The organism is Pseudoalteromonas sp. S4492 (assembly GCF_005886115.1).
In the GTDB taxonomy this organism is placed as follows: Bacteria; Pseudomonadota; Gammaproteobacteria; order Enterobacterales; family Alteromonadaceae; genus Pseudoalteromonas; species Pseudoalteromonas gelatinilytica.
In genome coordinates this window covers 83,152-98,900 of the sequence record NZ_PNCP01000043.1, presented here as the reverse complement: position 1 = coordinate 98,900, position 15,749 = coordinate 83,152, and the positions used below count along the sequence as shown (strand labels likewise).

Genomic DNA, 15,749 nt, shown 5'->3' with positions numbered 1-15,749 from the left:
CTTTTTGAAGGTAAAACTATGCAAGCCATGCACTTTTTAGTTGGGATTATTTTTGATCTCTTTTTAATGGTGGTCCTTTTACGCTTTTGGTTACAAGCGGCAAAAGCTGACTTTTACAATCCTATGAGCCAGTTTGTGGTGAAAGCCACTTCGTTCGCAGTGAACCCTCTACGTAAAATCATCCCTGGAGTGGGTGGCTTTGATATTGCTTCATTAGTGCTTGCTTATTTAGTTGCTGTAGCAAAACTCAGTGTTATTTTTCTGATGTTTTATAATGCTTGGGCGCCGGGTCCAGTATTCATTCAAGCATTTATGACAGTGATCAAAGAAGGTTTAAACTTATTATTTTGGGTATTAATTATTCGTGCTTTACTTAGTTGGGTAAGCCAAGGCTACAACCCAATTGAAGCTGTATTCCACCAGCTAACTGAGCCAATGTTACGCCCAATTCGTAAGGTTATTCCGCCACTCGGTGGTCTGGACTTATCAATCTTAGTGTTGATTATTGGTCTACAGTTTTTACAAATTCTATTAATGGATTTTATTGGCTAAGCGTTTAACGTGAAGCAGTAAGGGGCCGAAAGGCCTCTTTTGTTAAGTGAGATATACCATGAAGCAATTTATTTATTTTTCTTTGATTTTATTAAGTTTATTTACAAGCTATGCCAAAGCAGATGAACAAGCAGGCGCTCAGTACAAGGTACTTGGTCCTTGGGAAGTTCACTACATTGCATTTCCATCGACCTTCATTCAGCCAAATATCGCCAAAAACTACGACTTAGACCGTAGCCCTAATAAAGGGATTATCAATATTTCGGTATTAAAAAATAGCGACAAATCAGCACAAACAGCTAGCTTAACAGGCACAGCTCGTAACCTGCTTGGCAATAAAAAACAGCTTACATTTAAAGAAGTTGTTGAAGGTGATGCAATTTATTACCTTGCACAAATCGATTACAGCAACGAAGAAATTTACCGTTTTGATATCGAAATTAATCAAAATGGCCAAGTACAGACGCTGAAATTTCAGCAAAAATTTTACGTAGATTAATAGACCTATGAACAACACCTTGGTTTTAGCCACGGGTAATCCTGGCAAAGTAAAAGAGCTGGCAAGTATGCTCAGCCCACTTAATATTAACGTGGTTCCACAAAGTGATTTTCAAGTACCTGACGTACCAGAAACAGGCACCACATTTGTTGAAAACGCCATTATTAAAGCGCGTCATGCGGCAAAGATCACAGGTTTACCTGCGATTGCCGATGACTCAGGTCTGGAAGTCGACGGCCTAAATGGTGCGCCGGGTGTGTACTCTGCACGCTTTGCCGGAGCGGATGCGAGTGATCAAGATAATATCGACAAGCTATTAAAAGAGCTTGCTGATAACCCAGTTCGCAGTGCGCGTTTTTGGTGTGTGTTAGTACTAATGCGCCACGCCGACGACCCGACACCACTTATTTGTAGTGCCAGTTGGGAAGGCGAAATCACCCATAGCCAAGATGGTCAGGGTGGTTTTGGTTATGATCCGGTGTTTTATGTGCCGTCTGAGCAATGTACTAGCGCTCAGTTAACTAAAGAGCAAAAAAATGCCCTTAGCCATCGCGGCCAAGCTTTAAAACAACTACTTGCGCAATTGCAGCAAAAAGGCGGCCTGTGAGTTTACCGCCTTTGAGTTTATATGTGCACGTGCCTTGGTGCGTGCAAAAGTGCCCATACTGTGACTTTAATAGTCATGGCCAAAAAGGCACGATCCCCGAAAAAGAATACGTTCAGCATCTTATTGATGATCTCAAGGCCGATTTACACTTAGTACAAGGGCGTAAAATCCACAGCATCTTTATTGGTGGCGGTACCCCGAGCTTATTAACCGGGGACGCTTATACTCGCCTACTTGGCGAAGTCGACAGATTAATTGGCTTAAGCGATGACTGTGAAATTACCCTAGAGGCAAACCCAGGCACCGTCGAAACTGGTCGCTTTAAAGAATATGTTGCCGCTGGCATTAATCGTATTTCGATTGGTGTGCAAAGCATGCAAAACGACAAGCTAAAAGCCCTTGGCCGCATTCATGGTGCTGATGAAGCAAGCTACGCTGCTAAGCAAGCGCATCAAGCGGGACTAAACAGTTTTAACCTTGATTTAATGCATGGCTTACCCGGACAATCTCTTGAAGATGCCTTGGGTGACCTTGAAAAAATCATTGCCCTTAATCCTCCCCATATCTCTTGGTATCAGCTAACGATTGAGCCAAATACGCAATTTGCTTCAAAGCCACCGACCTTACCTCATGATGACATCCTTTGGGATATTCAAGAACAAGGTCAAGCTTTACTAGCCGCAGCAGGTTATGAGCAATACGAGATTTCAGGCTACGCCAAGCCCGGCTACCAATGCCGTCATAACTTGAATTATTGGCGATTTGGCGATTATCTCGGTATCGGCTGTGGTGCTCATGGTAAAATTACTGATGAAAATAAAGTCATCACCCGCACCGTGAAAGTTAAGCACCCGCGGGGTTATATGGACCTTGCCAAACCTTATTTATACGAACAATGGCAAGTAACCGAAGACGATTTAGCCTTTGAATTCTTTATGAATCGCTTTCGCTTAGTCGAACCTTGTCCGAAAGCAGATTTACCTTTGCTTACAAGTTTGTCACTGCAAAGTCAGGAACAAGCCTTGACCGAAGCAATTACAAAAGGCTTACTAATTGATGACAAAGATAACTGGCAGGTAAGCCAAAAAGGCCATCGTTTTTTGAATGACCTGCTAGAATTATTCGTTTAATAATTATATTTCTAACAACAACAAAGGAATTAAAATGCGTAAATTGACCTTCATCGCTGCGGCGGTAAGCGTTGCATTACTTGGTGGCTGCCAACAAATGCAAGAGCAACCAACGCCTGCGCCAAGCGTACAAAGCCAACCTGTTCAAAGTGAAATCGATAAAGCAAATGCTTTCTTCGAAGATACTTTTAACCGTGACGTAATGAAAAGCCCTGTCTACCAAACATACATGGGTATCAAAAAAGATTACGATAAATGGGATGATGGTAGCGAAGAGCGCGTTTTAGCTGACTTTGAACAAACTAAAGCTGACTTAGTTGCATTGAATGCAATTAATCGTGATTTATTAGATGACGCAACAAAAGTAAGCTACGACCTTAAAAAACAAGACTTAGAAAACGAAATTGCTGATTTCAAATGGCGTCATTACAACTACCCTGTGAACCAAATGTTTGGGGTTCACTCGATGATCCCTGCGTTTTTAATCAACCAACATCAGATTGCTGATGTATCTGATGCAAAAGCGTATATCTCGCGTTTAAATGGTGTACCAGCGGTCATTGATCAATTAATCACTGATTTAGAAGTACGTGCAGATGAAGGTATCATCGCGCCTAAGTTTGTATTCCCACACGTGATTGATTCAAGCAAAAACATCTTACGCGGCGCACCGTTTAATGATGGTGAAGATTCAACATTACTTGCTGACTTTAAACGTAAAGTTAACGCTCTAGAGATTGCAGATAACGAAAAATCAGCACTTATCAGCGATGCTGAAAAAGCCCTAAAAGCGGCTCTTAAACCTTCTTACACTAAGCTAATTAACTTTTTAGCTCAGTTAGAAAAACGCGCAGATGACCGTGACGGTGCTTGGAAATTCCCTGACGGTGAAGCGTTCTATAACAATGCGCTAGCACGTACCACAACAACTGATTTAACAGCGAAAGAAATTCACTCTATCGGGTTAGCTGAAGTTGCGCGTATTCACGACGAAATGCGTGCAATCAAAGACAAAGTTGGCTTTAAAGGTGACCTTAAAGCATTCATGCAATTCATGAAAACTGATAAGCAGTTCTACTACCCGAATACCGCTGAAGGTAAACAACGTTACCTTGATGAAGCTACGGCTCTTATCGATAACATGAAATCTCGCCTAGATGAGTTATTCATTGTTAAGCCCAAAGCTGACCTTAAAGTTAAAGCTGTAGAAGCATTCCGCGAAAAAGCTGCAGGTAAAGCGTTCTACCAACAACCTGCACCAGATGGTTCTCGCCCAGGTATTTATTACGCAAACCTATACGATATGGAAGCAATGCCAACATACCAAATGGAAGCACTTGCATACCACGAAGGTATTCCAGGTCACCACATGCAAATTGCTATCGCGCAAGAACTTGAAGGTGTGCCTAAGTTCCGTAAGTTTGGTGGCTACACCGCGTATGTTGAAGGCTGGGGTTTATACTCTGAGCTAGTACCAAAAGAAATGGGCTTATACGAAGACCCTTATTCAGATTTTGGTCGTCTTTCAATGGAGTTATGGCGTGCATGTCGCTTAGTTGTAGATACCGGTATCCACGCTATGAAGTGGACGCGTCAACAGGGTATCGACTACTACGTAAATAACACACCTAACGCAACCTCTGATGGCGTTAAAATGGTTGAGCGTCACATTGTAATGCCTTCACAAGCGACGGCATACAAAGTAGGTATGTTGAAAATTTTAGAGCTTCGTGAAGCGGCTAAAGAAAAACTAGGTGATAAATTCGATATTCGTGAATTCCACGACGTCGTACTTAAAAATGGTGCTGTACCATTAAACGTACTTGAGAAGTTTGTTGACCAATGGGTTGCTAAGAAACAAGCAGCTTAAACAATAAAGACTTGAAAAAGGCCGCTCAGCGGCCTTTTTTATTTATTTAAACAAGTAGTTGAGCTATAAATGTATAAATAATAAAAAACGAGTATTTTCATGCAAAGCGCTATAGAGCAATTGAACAGCCGACTTCAGCATCACCAATTAAAAGAACTCATTGCCGATTACCAAAGTGTTTCGGGGGTTTTGCAAGCGGCACAATTACAACACATCTATCAATTAGCGTGCAGTAGTGAAGTTAAATACTTGTTTTTACAAAATGTTGCAGCGCATTTACTCGAAGCCAGCCCGCTGCCAAGTGAAGCGGTTGCCTTGATTGATGATATCGATAAACTAAGCTTTTTTACTCCGGGGCTTAAGTTTCAAAATGCCTTTTGTATTACCGACAACCAAGGTAACACCCTACTACATCATTTATTTACGCAGTGCCAAGCAGATAAACTTCCCTTTAATTACTTGCGTTCGTTAATGTTATTTGAAAGCAACGAAAGCTTAGGTGTTGCGTTAAAAACATTAAATAAGCAGCAGCTCTCTCCAATTGGTTGTTTTATAGCACTAAACAGCACGACTCAAATGCTAGCCAAACATGAATTCTCTGCGTTATTAGCCATGATGGAAGTCGACCAAAGTCACAGCCCTAGTGCAGTCAGCGCCTTGGTAAATACCCTTAAGCAATTCTATGGTACCAATCAACCAACGAATGCCGACAGCAAAGTGCTGCTTTGCGCGGCCTATTTGCAAGTGCCAACGGCACAGTTATTAAACGCGCTTAATCAATAACCCGATGAATAAGGATGTTGTTAAAGCGTTTTTATCGCTCAGTAGTTTTACCGCTCTTAATCATGGTAGCCGTATTGTGCTCACCTTGTGCCTTGCAAGGTTATTAAGTAGTGATGAGTTTGGTACTTTTGCGGCGTTACTCGCACTTTGTGAAATTCTTTTGTTACCTGCGAGTATGGGCTTTGCATCGTCTTTAATGCGTATTAGCTATCCGCTCTACAAGGCTCAGCAACATGAGTTATTACGGGGCTTAAAACACGTATATTTAGCTGCATCGTGTTTATTCGGGGTGATTTTTGTCGCTGCGGTGGTGATTAGCTTTCAGGCTATTTCACCGCATCAAAGTGCCAAAGAGCATGTAGTTTATTTACTGTTACTGGTGCCGATTGGCGCTATTATGCAAAGCCAATCGGCTTTTTTAGTGGCGTTAAATAAACCTAAAATAGGCCTAATAACACAGCAATGTATCTTTGAATTATTAACCGCAGGGTTTTGTTTCTTAGTTTATTTGATACGTGGGGACTTATCGTTAGTCGAGATTTGTATCTTGTTGTTTTGTAGTATCTTGTGTGTAGTCAGCTATCAATATTGGCTAATCAAAAAAATGATCGTCGCAGGGACTGCCCGCTACCAAACTAAGCAATGGTGTAAAGACTCCTTGATCATGCTCGCCAGTGGCGCAGGCACCGTATTAGTAGCAAAACTCGATGTATTATTGGTGCATCACTGGTTTGGTGCACAAGGCGTGAGTATCTTCTTTCCTGCGGTAGTGATCGCCGGCTTACTGACGATTTTAGGCAATGCGGCCAACCAATATTTAAAACCCATTTTAATGGCTAACGAAAATACCGAACAGCAACTGAGCGAGTTAATGAAAGTAGTGTGGCGCTTTAACTTTGCCGCTATCTTGCTACTCGCCTTGCTCGCAAAACCACTACTCAGCCTCTATGGCGAAAGCCAATTACAAGAAGGGTTTTGGATTTTAATGCTGCTGTTACTCGGGCAATTGTTACTACCAGCGAGAATTTTAGCGAGTAGCATGATCAAATTAAAAGGCAACCCACTCATCAACTTGTACGTATTACTAGGCGCAACCAGTGTCACCGTATTGATGGCTATAATTTTAAAAGATCAGTTTGGCTTAATGGGCGTGGCTGTTGCGTTTAGTGGTGGCTTTATGCTTGGTGCGCTATGCCGCATGGTGATTGTGTGTACACGCATGCGGCTGCCTTTATCTGTGGTATTGGGTTTAGTCAGATAAATAATATTCGACACTGGTAACAACACGTACTTTTTTCAGCTGAGGTGTATTTGAGTCTCTATCAGAAATTGAAAACTGGCCTTGGTGGGCGGTTTTAATTTTACCCAGCTTAGACTGTGAATCTTTAGCAAATTTCATTGCTACTTCACGGGCTTTTTCGGTTGCCTCTTGAATCATATTTGGCTTGATTTCATTTAAGCCATTAAACAAATACTGAATACGCGTTTCGTAGTTATCTTGCACTATCGCGATACCTTGCTTGGCTAATTGGCTTACTTCGCCTAACGCATGCTGTACTTTTTCAATATCATTCGAATAAACAATCACATTGCTGCGAGCAATATAACGGAACTGCTGATTCTCGCCGCCATATTCACGGGCTTGTTTATCAATAATTGACTGACTACCCAGACTAATTTCTTCGTCGCTAAAGCCATGCAGCTTTAAAAAGGCAACGACTGCATCACTTTTCTCTTCAACCCGCCCCACTAATTTTTCAAGGTTGTTATCGGCATCAGAAAACTGCAGTGGCCAAATAACGGTGTCGGCTGGCACTTCCATTTCGGCTAACCCTTTAACATGAACAGTGCGCTCCATGCCTTTCACATCAAGGGCTGCACTTTTCAAAATAAAACCTAATCCAAGCAAACCAACCGCCAATGCACACGCTGCAATAACGATATTAAATGGTTGCGCTTTATTCATGCTTTTCTCCTTGATGTAGGTCACTGTTTTTGACTCGAAAAGTAGTTATAAACAGGTTATCTTATGAGTATAACTTTTAATACTTTAGAAGCGTGTCGGTTCTAGTTTGGGTGTATTAAACTTAACAGACCCTGAAGTTTTAACAAACAGCGCAAGCGAAGGAAACAGCATGAGCGTTAAACGTATTAGCCAATTTTTTAACCCTAAATCAGTCGCGGTCATTGGCGCCTCAAATTCCCCTAACCGAGCGGGCTTTGTGGTTATGCGCAACCTTTTACAAGGGGGCTTTAAAGGCCCAATCATGCCTGTTAGCTTAAATCACAGCGCTGTACACGGCGTATTAGCCTACCCGAGCATTGCTGCACTACCTAAAGTGCCTGATCTTGCGGTTATTTGTACTAATAAAAACACCTTAATCAACATCATTAATGAGCTTGGAGAGCTTGGCTGTAAACATGCAGTGGTGATTGCTGCGGGTTTAAACGCCGACCAAAAGCACGCACTGAAAGAAGCAGCTGCTGAGGCTAATGTGTCTTTACTTGGGCCTAATTGCTTGGGCTTGCTGATTCCTCACATTGGCTTAAATGCTAGTTTTTCGCACACAGTTGCAAGCCCAGGAAAGCTCGCTTTTGTGTCGCAATCGGCCGCGGTTTGCTCAACGATTCTTGATTGGGCGAAGAACAAAGAGATTGGCTTTTCATATTTTGTGTCTGTAGGTGATTGCCTTGATATCGACTTTGATGAGTTACTCGACTTTTTAGGCCGCGATGCAAAAACCAAGGCTATTTTGTTGTATATCGATAATATAGAAGATATTCGCAGCTTTATTTCTGCAGCGCGAGCCGCTGCGTTTAGTAAACCCGTAATTGCTATTAAAACCGGTAAAACCAGTGCCGGAGCCCTTGCTGCAGAAATACACACTGGTGGCAAACAAAGCTCAGATGCGGTCTATGATGCGCTATTCCAACGAGCGGGTATGTTAAGAGTAAACGACTTACGAGAGCTTTTTGCTGCTACACAAACGCTAGCAATGCACCCCAAACTACTTAAAGTCGAGCAACTGACTATTTTAACCAATGGCGGCGGCCCAGGTGTCATGGCTGTGGATACGCTCTTGCAAAGCTCAGGAAAGTTGGCAGAGCTTAGCGACGAGACCAGAGCTGCGCTTAATAAAGTGATTCCGCAATCAGAAATGACCTCGAATCCGGTGGATATTTTTGGTGACTCAGCGCCAAGACGCTATCAACAAGCGTTAGAAATCTTGCTGCAAGCCAAAGAAGTTAAAAACCTGCTGATCATTCACACCCCTTCTGCGCTTGCACCGAGTGAAGATTATGCAGAGATCATTGTTGAAACCTTAGAGAAAATCCCGAAGATGGCACGCCCTTATGTTATGACGAACTTTATGGGTGAAGATGCCGCGTATGCCGCGCGTAAGGTCTGCGCTAATAATGCCATTCCGACCTACCGTACACCTGAAGGTGCGGTTGGTGCGTTTATGCACTTGGTAAGTTATCGTCGTAACCAAAAACATTTAACGCAAACGCCAGAATCGAACACCGATGATGCAAAAATAAATAAAGACGCAGCACGCACTGTAGTGAATGAGTTTTTAGCCGAAGAGCAAAGCTATTTATCAACCCATGAAGCAAGCCAAATTCTCACTCATTATGGTATTGATTGTATTCAAACTGAGGTTGCTTACACACCAACAGAAGCCAAAGAGCAAGCTATCGAACTGGGTTTTCCGGTAGCGTTAAAATTAATTAGCCCAAGTATTCCTTCAAAATCAGAAGTCGGTGGTGTGGTCCTTAATTTAAATGATGCGCAAGAAGTTGAACAAACAGCCTTTGCCATGCTGCTACGAATCAAAAACACCTACCCTGATGCCCATATAGAAGGTTTTTCACTGCAAAAGATGGCGCCACGAGCGGGTGCTAATGAGCTACGTATCGCTATAAAAACAGAGCCTAATTTTGGCCCAGTGATCTTACTGGGTGAAGCAGGCACCGGACTTGAATTCGCTCAAGCTGCAGTGGCATTACCGCCACTGAATATGAACTTGGCAAAATACCTGATTGCTGCGGCGCACGATAAAGGCGTACTTAAAGACCGCGTACTACCAGAAAAAGTCGATAAATACCGTTTATGTGCCCTACTCACCCGCATTTCGCAGCTGGTTATCGACCAACCTGATATTACTAGTGTTGAGTTAAACCCTATTTTAGCCAGCAACGGTCAGTTTTTGGTACTTGATGCAACCATTGGCCTTAGCCGTTATAAAGCAAAAGCGAACCGTAAGCGCTTGTGTATTCGCCCCTACCCGATTGAATTGGTTAAAGAAGTAACCCTTAAAAACAATACCCAAGCACAGCTAAGACCTATCAAACCGGAAGATGAGCAAGCACACTTAGAGTTTGATCAATCATTGAGTAAAGAAGACAGATATAAGCGCTTCTTCGGTGAATTACCGCAATTCAACCATGATCAGCTCGCGAAAATGACGCAAATTGATTATGACCGAGAAATGGCGTTTATTGTCAGCCAAGAGCAAAATGGTTCAGCCTGTACATTAGGGGTATCTCGTGTATTGATGGATCCAGACAAGCTCGATGCGGAATTTGCAATTGTGGTGCGCTCTGATTGCCAAGGTTTAGGGCTTGGCACAATATTAATGAACGCGGCAATTGAGCATTGTAAAAACCAAGGCGTTAAACAAATTGCAGGTATCACCTTGCCAGAAAACACCGGCATGATTGAACTGGCACGAAAACTCGGGTTTAAGATCACCCGCGACTTTGAAGAAGGCAGCATAAATATGGTGCTAAAACTTAACTAAAACTGGATCACTATTTTGCATCGTTTAAGAAATTACACTGCACGAGTTTTTGAAGGTAACGGTAAATATCGACGTATAGGACGCGCACTCGACGTATTTTTGATGTCGCTGATCATGGTCAATGTGGTGGCAATTGTACTGGAGTCGGTTGGCCCTTTAGCAAAGCAATATCATCACGAATTTTTAATGATTGAGCTGATTTCTGTCGGTATCTTCACCTTAGAATATGTGCTCAGACTTTGGTCTTGTGTAGATAAAAGCGTGCATAAAGAAAGCCCATTAACAAACTCAAAAATTCGCATTAGATATTTCTTTTCGCCGTTGGCGCTGATTGATCTGATCGCGATTTTACCCACCATTCTGATGGTCTTTGTGAGTGTTGATTTACGCTTCTTACGAGTGCTTAGGTTAATGCGTATCTTTAAGCTGACCCGCTATTCAAGGGCGATGCAGCTATTATTAAATTCATTTAAAGAAGAAAGCAGCTCACTGCTTGCGGCATTTTTTATTATGGCTGTGGTCTTGATCATTGCCTCATGCGGTATTTATTTAATTGAACACGATGTGCAGCCCGATAAATTTGGCTCTATTCCTGCTGCGATGTGGTGGGCCATGGTGACATTAACAACCGTTGGTTATGGCGATGTCGTACCTGTGACTCCCCTTGGTCGCTTATTTGGTGGTGCCATCACACTAGTTAGTATGGGCATGGTGGCTATTCCAACTGGTTTGTTGGCCTCAAGCTTTTCTGAGCAGTTACGTAAACGCAGACAAGTGTTTACCGATGCAGTCCACGAAGCCGTTGAAGATGGGCATTTATCGCCGGTTGAAGAAGAACACTTAGAAAACTTACGGTATAAACTGGGTTTAAGTCAGCAAGAGGCGAATAAAGCGATTCATAACGAACTTAAAAACCGCAATCGTAACTTATATTGCCGCCACTGCGGAAAACGCCAAGATTAACGAAAAGGGTAAAGCTTTGGCTTTACCCTAAAAATTCCTCATCCCATTGAGTATCTAAAAGCGCTTTTACTTCATCACCTGCCACAGGTTTGCTAAACAGATAACCTTGGAAATATTCACAACCTAAAGTGCGTAAGAATTGCAATTGCGTGTGGTTTTCAACCCCTTCGGCTACACACTCTTTCCCTAAGCTTTTTGCCAAGGTAAGCGTTGAGTTGATAATCGCTTCATCACCTTTATCGACCCCGATGTCGTTGACAAAACTCTTGTCTATTTTCAGCACATCAACCGGAAAACGTTTCAAATAGGTCAGTGACGCATAGCCTGTACCAAAGTCATCCATATAAATACGACAGCCTAGGGCTTTGAGTTTTTCCATACTTTGCTGCGCTTTATCTGAATCATGCATCATTACTGATTCGGTGATCTCAAACACTAACGCGCTTGCAGGCACTTTAATTGCGCTTATTGATTGATGTATTTTCTCGACTAGATTCTCGCTTTCAAAATCGAGGGCAGAGAGATTTATAGAAACATATAAATCAGGATGCGTGATACGCCACTGGCGTAGCTCAATTAATGCCCTTGAAAGGGTTTGCAACATAATTTTGGTAATTAGCCCTGAGCTCTCCGCAGCATTTGCAAAGTCTTCTGGTTTATATTCATCATTACTAGGCCAACGTAGTAACACTTCAAGTCCTGCAACTTTACCTGTTTGTGCACTCACGATTGGCTGATAATAATTACAAAACTCGTGCTCTTGATAGGCTTTGCTTAGCTGAGATTCAAGATGCAAAGTACGCTGCACTTGCAAGTTCATTTCTTGCTTATAGAATTGATAACAACTCTCGACATGACTTTTCGCGTGATACAGTGCCACATTAGAGGCTTTCAGCAATGCTTTGGTATCCTTTGCATCATCTGGGTAAACAGCAACACCAACGCTAAGGTTCACTTTTACAGCTTGCTGGCTCAGTTCAATATGGGTATCGACACAATCCATTACTTTTGCACATAACAGCAGTAGCTCATCAAGCTGCTTAAAATCTTCAGCAAGGATCACAAACTCGTCACCATCGAAACGAGCCACGCTATCTTGTGGGCGCAATACGAGCTTTAAACGCTTAGCAACACGCTTAATTAATTCATCTGATTCCTCACGTCCGAGCGAATCATTAAAGTGCTTAAAGCGCTTAATATTAACGTTTAATAAGGCGACTTTTGTTTGATGGTAATCAGCTTGTTCAATGGCATGAATAACCCGATCATTGAATAAGGTTTTATTTGGTAGCCCCGTCAAAGCGTCGTAATTGGCCAGTAAATGCAGCTCGCTTTCAGCCAGCTTTTGCGCGCTAATATCGGTAACAATAATGACGTAACTATCAAGCTGGCGATTACTGCCCGCCACCGCGCTAATTTTTATTAATACTTGGCGTTTCTCACCGCTGGCAACTTCAACCACATCTTCGGCAGAGAAATGCTCGCCCGATTTCAACGTTTGCATAATACGCAGATAATGAATACGGGTAGAGATAGGCATACCAAGTGTGAGCGAGCGGCTAGAGCGAGGCTCTGCAGGGAAACCAAAGGCATCTTGGAATGACTTATTGGTAGCACGAATACGCAGGTTTTTATCTAAGATAAACACCCAGTCACGGGTTTGTTCAAATGCCGCACCAAACAAGCGGGCATTTTCTTCAAATACCAGTTCGCGAGTCATATTCGTGTAAGTGCCAGCAACTTTTTCAGGGGCGCTGTCTTGCCACTCAACCACTTTGCCAAAGTCTTTATACCAACGCCAATTGCCATCAGCATGACGTAATCTGTAAGTGCAATTGAAATAGCCTTTTTGCGTTGATAAAAATTCTAACCACTCTAAACGGAAAGTTTGTTTATCATGTGGGTGAATCTTGGCTAAATAATCATCTAAATTAACGCTGTCAGTTTCATAGCCTAACTCATTTTTAAGACGCGGCTGATAAATAATCGGGCTTTGCGATGACCAATCCCAAACCCCTGAATGACTGCCTTCAAGAGCAAGCTTCAATCGCGCTTCACTCTCTTTACTTTCTTTATGGGCAGCTAGCAGTATTTGTTGCATACGGTTACGTCTAAACACCCAAGCAGCAACAAACAGTGCAACCAAAATCACATATAAAACTATAAAGTGTGGCGCACGCCAAGGGGGGTATTTCACTTCGATATTTAAAATAGCGGGCGGCGTTAAATCTCCGGTTAATGGATCTTTTGCCCATACCTTAAGGTGGTATTTCCCTGCACTGAGTTTTGGGAAGAGCACCCGGTTGTTATTGCGGGTATAGGTTTTTTGACCATCACCCAGTTGGTATTCATAAATGATACGTTCTTGATAGTTAAATGCCATCGCCGAAAAGGCAACTTCGAGGCCTATATCATCATGCTCAAGGACAACACTGTCGATTGGCTGTTTTAGCTCAGCGGGTAAATCACGAGACATTAAATCAAGGTTGGTTATATTTACGTGATCAATCAAAGCTTGCTGATAGTGGTTATCCATAGGGTAAAAATAGGTAAATCCTTTTAGCGTACCATAGACAATTTGCCCCGACTCAAGCTTAGTAAATGCCCCACTATTAAACTCGGTTGAGAATAACCCTTCTGAGCCAGTAAATTGCTGAAAATGTAAATTATCTGGGTTCAGTCGCCAAAGTCCTTTGTGGCTACTCATCCAGATCATGCCTGCTTCATCAAGCACCATGTCGTATAACAAAGTACCTAACTTATTCTTCTCAAGGTCGATGGTATAAATATGTTCGTAGGTGCTGGCGTCTAAGCCGATTAATCCAAAGTTTGAAAGCGATAACCACAACACATTGTTGTTATCTATGATGTAAGACATCACATTCACAGCAACATTTTCATGCTGTTCAGGCACTTTGTAAATCGTCGAAAGCTCGTAAGTTTTGGGATCAACTTGATAAAGAATACCCGCATTATAAAATAATGGCGCATCAGGCTTTGAAGATAACGCTGGTAAAAACCCGTAGGCTAAAAACGGCTCAAATTCATCAAATTTACCGCCTAATCTGGTTACTTTTTGGCTATCAATATTATAAACAAACATGCCGTAATCAGGATGAACATAGTAAAGATCGCCCGATGGCATCAACAATATGCCGTGCACCCAATCGTTAATTAAAACCTGATTATCGGGGTTTGCCGCTTTGACAGGCGTGGCCTGCCCGGTTTTCGGATCAAAGCTTAAAATGCCGCGATTAGTATGCAACCATAACTTATCTTTGTAGGGCATAACTTGATAAACACTAAACTCAGTGGTTATTAAGTCAACCTGATAATCTTTCAAAAACACTTCACTTTCGTAGGTTTCTAAATCAACCGCTGTTAAGCCATTATGGGTGGCAAGCCAAAGACGATTTTGAAACTCAGTAATACTCCAAATTGAGTGATGAGATAGCCCATCGCCTTTTAATGAATTGGCGGTCACATTAATAAAATTGTAATTGTCGTATGACTGATAAAACGCCCCATCATTTTTAGTTGCCAGCCACATTCCACCAGAGCGGTCTTTCACAATATCAATAATGCTGGTGTCAGCTAGTGTGTAACCACTTTCTTTTAAGCGCATATTCTTAGCTAACTCACCTGTTTCAAGGTTATATTCAAATAACCCTTTGTCAGTGCCAAGCGTAATAGAGTTAGCCTCTGGAATAATCTTCCAAATATTTAATTCACTGATGAGTGTTTTATTTTTAAAGGCGATGTCTGGGGTATCAAACATTGCTTTTAAATTACTAATATCAACCTGATAAAGGCCTCTAACAGCACCCACTAGCAATGTTTGTTCATTGATAATAGCGAATGATTTGACATAATTTTGATAAATATGAGTTGGCTCATTTTGCAGATGATCAAGCTTACGGACTTTTCCTGATGCCAGCTCATAGACATAAGCACCATTACTGGTACCCATAAAAATATAACCTTGGTACGCGAAAAGCTCACGAATAACACTGCTTTTTACACGTTCAGGTATTTCAAAAATAGAGATGATTTTTTTCGTTTCTAAGTCTAGTTTGGCAAAATCCCAGCCACGCCCTAGCCATAGTGTTTTGTCATCAACAGCCACCATACTAAACACCGACTCAATAAAAATTTGCTCTTCAGTGGTTGGTTTAGCAATAAATTGCTGATAAGTATCAGAAGTGGGATCGTAACGGAATAAACCCGCTTGTAGCGAAGCTATCCAAATATAGCCTTGTGGATCTTGGTAAATACGGTCAATGATGGCATCTTCAAGCTCACCATTAGGGCCTTTAATATGGACCACCTGATAACCATCGTAGCGATTGAGGCCACCTTCAGTCGATAACCACAAGTAGCCACTGTTATCGATAAGCATGGTGTTTACATAACTTTGCGATAAGCCTTCACTGGTTGATAAACGTTTTACCTGCGAGATTGCGGGATGGCTAAACAAGCCACAGGTCAAAATAAAAATTAACGTTATACTGGAGAAGAACTTAGTCATTGACGTTCCAAA

General features: G+C 42.1%; 11 protein-coding genes. 9 read left to right on the top strand and 2 right to left on the bottom strand.

Going from position 1 to position 15,749, the window contains the following annotated elements:
• The first annotated feature begins 18 nt into the window (after positions 1-18).
• The 7 genes from CWC28_RS14795 to CWC28_RS14765 all read left to right on the top strand — a co-directional run bounded on the left by CWC28_RS14795 (position 19) and on the right by CWC28_RS14765 (position 6,702).
• Entirely contained in the window at positions 19-552 is a 534-nt protein-coding gene (locus tag CWC28_RS14795) for a YggT family protein (protein WP_063702082.1), read from the top strand.
• Between the two features lie 58 nt (positions 553-610).
• A complete protein-coding gene (locus CWC28_RS14790) occupies positions 611-1,051 on the top strand; it encodes a DUF4426 domain-containing protein (RefSeq protein WP_063702078.1) in 441 nt (146 codons plus the stop codon).
• Between the two features lie 7 nt (positions 1,052-1,058).
• Positions 1,059-1,658 carry an XTP/dITP diphosphatase gene (locus tag CWC28_RS14785; RefSeq protein ID WP_063702076.1) on the top strand — a complete coding sequence of 200 codons (600 nt, stop codon included), beginning with the start codon at positions 1,059-1,061 and terminating at the stop codon, positions 1,656-1,658.
• On the top strand, positions 1,655-2,788 hold the full coding sequence (gene hemW / locus CWC28_RS14780; protein WP_063702074.1) for a radical SAM family heme chaperone HemW: 1,134 nt from the start codon (positions 1,655-1,657) through the stop codon (positions 2,786-2,788). The genes CWC28_RS14785 and hemW overlap by 4 nt, the downstream gene beginning before the upstream one ends.
• Positions 2,789-2,822: 34 nt before the next feature.
• Positions 2,823-4,658 carry a DUF885 domain-containing protein gene (locus tag CWC28_RS14775; protein WP_063702072.1) on the top strand — a complete coding sequence of 612 codons (1,836 nt, stop codon included), beginning with the start codon at positions 2,823-2,825 and terminating at the stop codon, positions 4,656-4,658.
• A gap of 99 nt (positions 4,659-4,757) precedes the next feature.
• Positions 4,758-5,441, top strand: a complete 684-nt coding sequence (locus CWC28_RS14770) for a hypothetical protein (protein ID WP_105174527.1) — start codon at positions 4,758-4,760, stop codon at positions 5,439-5,441.
• A gap of 4 nt (positions 5,442-5,445) precedes the next feature.
• Positions 5,446-6,702 (top strand): lipopolysaccharide biosynthesis protein, encoded by a 1,257-nt coding sequence (locus CWC28_RS14765; RefSeq protein WP_105174526.1) that lies wholly within the window; start codon positions 5,446-5,448, stop codon positions 6,700-6,702.
• On the opposite strand, the gene CWC28_RS14760 is transcribed toward CWC28_RS14765, so the two are convergent.
• Positions 6,691-7,407: an SIMPL domain-containing protein gene (locus tag CWC28_RS14760; protein ID WP_063702066.1), complete on the bottom strand. Its 717-nt coding sequence runs from the start codon at positions 7,405-7,407 to the stop codon at positions 6,691-6,693. The two genes, CWC28_RS14765 and CWC28_RS14760, sit on opposite strands and share 12 nt — an antisense overlap.
• Positions 7,408-7,576: 169 nt before the next feature.
• Between CWC28_RS14760 and CWC28_RS14755 the strand changes: the two genes are divergently transcribed.
• Positions 7,577-10,246: a bifunctional acetate--CoA ligase family protein/GNAT family N-acetyltransferase gene (locus CWC28_RS14755; protein WP_058586644.1), complete on the top strand. Its 2,670-nt coding sequence runs from the start codon at positions 7,577-7,579 to the stop codon at positions 10,244-10,246.
• Positions 10,247-10,261: 15 nt separating this feature from the next.
• A complete protein-coding gene (locus tag CWC28_RS14750) occupies positions 10,262-11,209 on the top strand; it encodes an ion transporter (protein WP_063702064.1) in 948 nt (315 codons plus the stop codon).
• A gap of 22 nt (positions 11,210-11,231) precedes the next feature.
• On the opposite strand, the gene CWC28_RS14745 is transcribed toward CWC28_RS14750, so the two are convergent.
• Positions 11,232-15,737: an EAL domain-containing protein gene (locus CWC28_RS14745; RefSeq protein ID WP_138625347.1), complete on the bottom strand. Its 4,506-nt coding sequence runs from the start codon at positions 15,735-15,737 to the stop codon at positions 11,232-11,234.
• Positions 15,738-15,749: the final 12 nt, after the last annotated feature.

Bases quoted from the DNA above. Each gene is read 5' to 3' on its own strand.
- CWC28_RS14795 (WP_063702082.1), top strand. From the start codon at position 19: ATGCAAGCCATGCACTTTTTAGTTGGGATTATTTTTGATCTCTTTTTA.
- CWC28_RS14770 (WP_105174527.1), top strand. From the start codon at position 4,758: ATGCAAAGCGCTATAGAGCAATTGAACAGCCGACTTCAGCATCACCAA.
- CWC28_RS14760 (WP_063702066.1), bottom strand. From the start codon at position 7,407: ATGAATAAAGCGCAACCATTTAATATCGTTATTGCAGCGTGTGCATTG.
- CWC28_RS14790 (WP_063702078.1), top strand. From the start codon at position 611: ATGAAGCAATTTATTTATTTTTCTTTGATTTTATTAAGTTTATTTACA.
- CWC28_RS14755 (WP_058586644.1), top strand. From the start codon at position 7,577: ATGAGCGTTAAACGTATTAGCCAATTTTTTAACCCTAAATCAGTCGCG.
- CWC28_RS14785 (WP_063702076.1), top strand. From the start codon at position 1,059: ATGAACAACACCTTGGTTTTAGCCACGGGTAATCCTGGCAAAGTAAAA.
- CWC28_RS14765 (WP_105174526.1), top strand. From the start codon at position 5,446: ATGAATAAGGATGTTGTTAAAGCGTTTTTATCGCTCAGTAGTTTTACC.
- CWC28_RS14775 (WP_063702072.1), top strand. From the start codon at position 2,823: ATGCGTAAATTGACCTTCATCGCTGCGGCGGTAAGCGTTGCATTACTT.
- CWC28_RS14745 (WP_138625347.1), bottom strand. From the start codon at position 15,737: ATGACTAAGTTCTTCTCCAGTATAACGTTAATTTTTATTTTGACCTGT.